We start from the raw sequence: 4,361 nt of genomic DNA, 5'->3' as shown, positions 1-4,361 counted from the left end.
GAACGTCCCCCGGTCGTGAATGTCCCTCGCGGCGAACGGCGTCGACGCCGGCTCCCCGATCGGCTGCGACGCCGGCGCGGCGACGACGTCGAACCGCAGCGCCCCGTCGACGGAGACGTCGAAGATGGCATGCGCGCCGTCCATGGCCGTCAGCGGTTCCGTCCGATACAGCACGACGGTCTCGCCCGGCGCGACGGTCCGGCGTTCTCCCTCGCCGCCGGCTAGCCATGCCGCCAGCGCCTCGCGCCCTTGCTTCGCGTAATCCTTCGACCTCGCCGCGACGCCCTGCCGCTCGATCGTCAGCGTCGCCGGCGCATCCCCGTCGTTCGTCGCGAGCCAGCCGACCGTCGCGGACGACGCCGTGCCGTTCACGTGCGTCAGAAACAGCCGCGCCTCGCCCTCCACCGTATCGCGATACAACACGCCGAGCTCGCGGAACGTCTCCGGACTGTCGCTGAACAGCAGCGTCCGGGACGAATCTCGCGTCTCCGCCGCCGCGACGACCGGATACTCGCCGTATCGGGCGAAGTCGATCGGCACGAAATTCGGCTCGGCCGGGTTCACCGGCTTCGCGTACGGGTACTCCGGATCCGCGACGGTCGCCTTCCGCAAGACGGGGTCGTAGCCGACGTACAACCCCATATAGTCGGCGATCGCTCGAATCGACAGCAGCAGCCGACCGTCCTTCACTAGCCCGAGCCCTTCGTACGGCACGGGCATATCGTTCACCCATGCTTGCCGCGCGCCCTGATTCACGCTAATGCTCGTGCGCGCATCCCGCAAAATCGCGTCATAGCTCTTCGGATCGTATTCCGCCTTATAGCCGAACGCGTCGGCGAGCTGCCGCGCCGCGACGTACACTCGTCCGTTATGTACGGTCATCGGGTACGTCGCCGCCGGCGTCCGGCCGTTCACCAGCACGCCGCCTCGGTCGATGTCGAACACGACTTCCCGCGTCGTCGTCCGCGCAGCCGCCTCGTCGGCCGCCGTCGACCCCGGCCAAGCGGACGCGCCGACGCCCCACGCTATCGCGACGGCCAAACATGCGATCGCTCCTCCGTATGCACGCTTCATCACGTCAACGCCTCCTGGTTCAATACTTCCCCTACCTTAGTGACGTTCGGGAAGGGAAAATAGTTACGATCGGGAGTCCGACAATTTCTTCCAAGGCGTCTTGGCGGACGAATCCGCGCGGCGAGATTTCGGGCAACCTCCGCGGAACGTGCGAAAGCCGCTCGTCCGATTCCGGACGGCGGCTTCCTATTCGTTATTTCATTTTCACAACGATCTTCCGTATGCTGTCTCCCGAGAGATGGTACTTCCGCTCGAGCTCCGCGACGGACCACCCGCTGGCGTAACGGCGGCTGATCTCCTCGTTGCGCTCGGCGATCTGCCGCCTCGCGCCGCTCAGCTCGCCCCAGCCGGCCCGCCGGTCGGCGATCTTCGGAATGTAGACCAATTCCCCCTGAACGAACTGCTGCAGCTCCTTCAACAGACGCGGGGGAAGCACTTCCTTCGCGTTCTTGTATCGTACGGGGTTCGCCCTCCTCATGCAAAAGCGAAAAAACCGTGGACGTCATCCTCCACAGGTTCGGCGGTTCTCCAAGTCGTATATAGAGGGGAGGCCGAAGCCTCCCCCTTCGTTATAAGGCGAGCTTCGTCGTTAGACGAAGATCACCTCTGTTTGGTTTACCACACCGATCAACCCCTTTCGTTCTTTTTCGTCGGGCCCGACTTCTATACTATAACCCGAACGCGCGATTCGGAAAAGGGAAAGAATTCCTATACTCGTTCCTTCCCCGCGAAGTCGAAATAGAGCGGATAATGCGCTTCGCATCTCGGGTTGAAGGCGGTCCCGCAGCTTGGGCACGCGTACCCGCTGTTCAAGTAGGCGTCGATGGCCAGCTCCTCGCCGCAGCCGCCGCACAAGACGGCCTTCGCTATACGGTCGGCCTCCCCCCACTTCGCCGGCGGATGTCCCGCCGCCTCCTCGTGGCAGAAGAAGCAGCCGTAGTAGGCGTCGCAGCATTTGAACTTGATGGCGATCACGTCGGTCGGCCCATGGTAATGCTTACAGCGCGTCTGCGCGTCGATCGCGCCGATGACGAGCGGCCTCATGCGCCGCCTCGGTCCGCGAACGCGGCTTCCGCCTCCGGCAGCGTCGGCATGCCCGCTTGCGCGCCGAAGCGCGTGACGGAGAGCGACGCCGCCCGCACGGCGAACTCGAGCGCGTCTTCGGCCGGCCGACCGGAAGCGAGGGCGAAGGCGAACGCCGCGTTCAAGCAGTCGCCCGCTCCCGTCGTATCGACGGGCGTCACCTTCGGCGCCGGCGCGACGCGGAGACGGCCCCCTTCGACGGTCGCGGCGCCGCGGCTCCCCAGCGTAACGACGAGGCGATGTCCGTAGCGCGCTTCCCACCGCTCGATCGCGGCGGCGAGCGACGCGTCGTCTTCGGCCGCGCCGCCCCCGAGCGCCGCGAATTCCGTCTCGTTCGGCGTCACCCAGTCCGCGAGCGCGAGGATCGCGTCGGGCAGCGGCTTCGCCGGCGCCGGATTCAGGATCGTCGTCACGCCGGCCTCGCGCGCGATACGGAGGGCGCGCTCGACGGACGGCAGCGGCACCTCCAGCTGCACGAGCAGCGCGTCCGCCGCTTGGATCGCCTCGCGCGACGCCTCGATCATGTCCGGCGTCACTTGGCCGTTCGCGCCCGGCACGATGACGATGCAGTTATCCGCCGGCGTATGCAGAATCGTAGCCGTGCCGGTCGGCACGCCGGGCAGCCGCGCGATGCGGTCCGTCCTGGCGCCGGCTTGCGCGAGCGCGTCGATCAGCTGCGCGCCGAAGGCGTCGTCGCCGGCCGCGCCGACCATCGTGACGCTCGCGCCGAGCCTGGCGCAGCCGACCGCCTGATTCGCTCCCTTGCCTCCGGGAATATAATGGATCGCTTCGCCTTCGATCGTCTCCCCGACGAGCGGCATGCGGCTCGAGGAGACGACGAGATCCATGTTCAGACTCCCGACGACGACGAGGTTCGGCGTCTTCATTCCGGGCGCGCCCCGATCTTCCGGAACAGATCCTTGAAGATCGCGTCCCGGTGGAGGTAGTACACATAGCGGATCGGATGACGCGTCGGGTCTTGGATCCAGCGGCCGTCGTCCGAGATGCGGGGGCTCGGGGCGAGGTAGCTCGGCGCCCAGTTCGGATTCGCGAGCCAAGCGATCGTCGAGATGTCCCAGATGACGCGCGTGTAGCCGAAATGATCCTTCGCGCAGTTCTTGTACGTCTTGTGAAGGTATTCCCCGATCGGGCCGACGTCCTTCACGTAATCGCGGATTTCCGAGAGCGACGTATGCAGATGCGACGCTACGCCCATGCACGGCACCATGACGACCGGCGCGCCGCAGTCGAAGACGACGCGGGCCGCGGGCACGTCTTGGTACAGGTTGAACTCCCTCGTGTCCGGCCAGGAGAACGAGTGGCCGCCCAGCCATACGATCACGATGCGATCGACGATCGACGGCTCCATCAGAATCGCGGACGCCACGTTCGTAATCGCGCCGATCGCCACGACGTACAGCGGGTCCTCCGGATCGCTGGCGAGCGCCCGTTCGACGAGGTTGCGGGCGGCTTCGCTCTCGACGAACCCGCCGTCCTTCGGCAAGTACGACGTCGATCCCCGGTACACCGGGACGTCTTGTTTGCCGAGCAGCGGCAATATTTTCAATATTTCTTGGTAGCTCTTCTCCATGCCGTCGGCCGGCCCCGTCGACAGCTCGTTGAAGAACGGCGCCGCATACAACGCTTCGACAGTCACGCTGTCCGGCGACGTAAGCGCATACGTAACGGCGAATTGGTCGTCGATCTCATTGAACGTATCGGTATCGAGCACCATGCGGATCTGGCGTCCGGGGTGTCTCAGGCGGCGGGTCAGGGCAGCTTCGTCGATCGCGGGATAAGTCGTCATCGGTCGTACCTCCGTATCATGATTTGGTTCTTGTCTTCCCCCATCATAAATAAAAAAGTACCGTTTCGGTATCACGAATCGGTCTTTTTATTGTATGATTTGGCTACGGATAATCGGAGGGATGATCGATGGAAGCGACGCTCGATTTCTTGTTTCGCGTCGACCGGCGGGCGGAGGAGAGCATTCCGTTTCACCGGCACCGCTGTTACGAGCTTGTGTATTACGTGGAGGGCGAGGGGCTCACGCGGATCGGGCGGCGCGAGTGGACGTACCGCGCGGGCGACTTCGCGGTCGTGCGGCCGCACACGCTGCACGACGAGCGGCGGACCGCGGCGGCCGACGTCGTGTGCGTCGGCTTCGCGCTGCCGGAGTCGGCCGCGCCGCCGCTCGCCGAAGG

The 4,361-nt window shown here is 65.2% G+C and carries 6 protein-coding genes; 1 reads left to right on the top strand and 5 read right to left on the bottom strand.

All coding sequences use genetic code 11. The features are described from left to right. From VEZ38_RS05005 to VEZ38_RS04985, 5 genes are all read right to left on the bottom strand, one after another. Positions 1-1,074, bottom strand: a 1,074-nt coding sequence (locus VEZ38_RS05005) for a stalk domain-containing protein (RefSeq protein ID WP_324892249.1), incomplete at its 3' end; no start/stop codon positions are given. A gap of 193 nt (positions 1,075-1,267) precedes the next feature. After that, positions 1,268-1,552: a CD3324 family protein gene (locus VEZ38_RS05000; RefSeq protein ID WP_324892248.1), complete on the bottom strand. Its 285-nt coding sequence runs from the start codon at positions 1,550-1,552 to the stop codon at positions 1,268-1,270. Positions 1,553-1,782: 230 nt separating this feature from the next. Further along, positions 1,783-2,118 carry a CHY zinc finger protein gene (locus tag VEZ38_RS04995; RefSeq protein ID WP_324892247.1) on the bottom strand — a complete coding sequence of 112 codons (336 nt, stop codon included), beginning with the start codon at positions 2,116-2,118 and terminating at the stop codon, positions 1,783-1,785. After that, on the bottom strand, positions 2,115-3,044 hold the full coding sequence (gene rbsK / locus VEZ38_RS04990; protein ID WP_324892246.1) for a ribokinase: 930 nt from the start codon (positions 3,042-3,044) through the stop codon (positions 2,115-2,117). Before rbsK ends, VEZ38_RS04995 begins: the two co-directional genes overlap by 4 nt. Then, positions 3,041-3,964 (bottom strand): nucleoside hydrolase, encoded by a 924-nt coding sequence (locus VEZ38_RS04985; RefSeq protein ID WP_324892245.1) that lies wholly within the window; start codon positions 3,962-3,964, stop codon positions 3,041-3,043. Before VEZ38_RS04985 ends, rbsK begins: the two co-directional genes overlap by 4 nt. A 128-nt stretch (positions 3,965-4,092) precedes the next feature. Between VEZ38_RS04985 and VEZ38_RS04980 the strand changes: the two genes are divergently transcribed. Beyond that, a partial coding sequence (locus tag VEZ38_RS04980; RefSeq protein ID WP_324892244.1) for a cupin domain-containing protein occupies positions 4,093-4,361 on the top strand: 269 nt, incomplete at its 3' end.

The organism is Paenibacillus sp. (genome assembly GCF_035645235.1).
In the GTDB taxonomy this organism is placed as follows: domain Bacteria; phylum Bacillota; class Bacilli; order Paenibacillales; family YIM-B00363; genus Paenibacillus_AE.
This window is presented reverse-complemented; position numbering and strand designations above follow the sequence as displayed.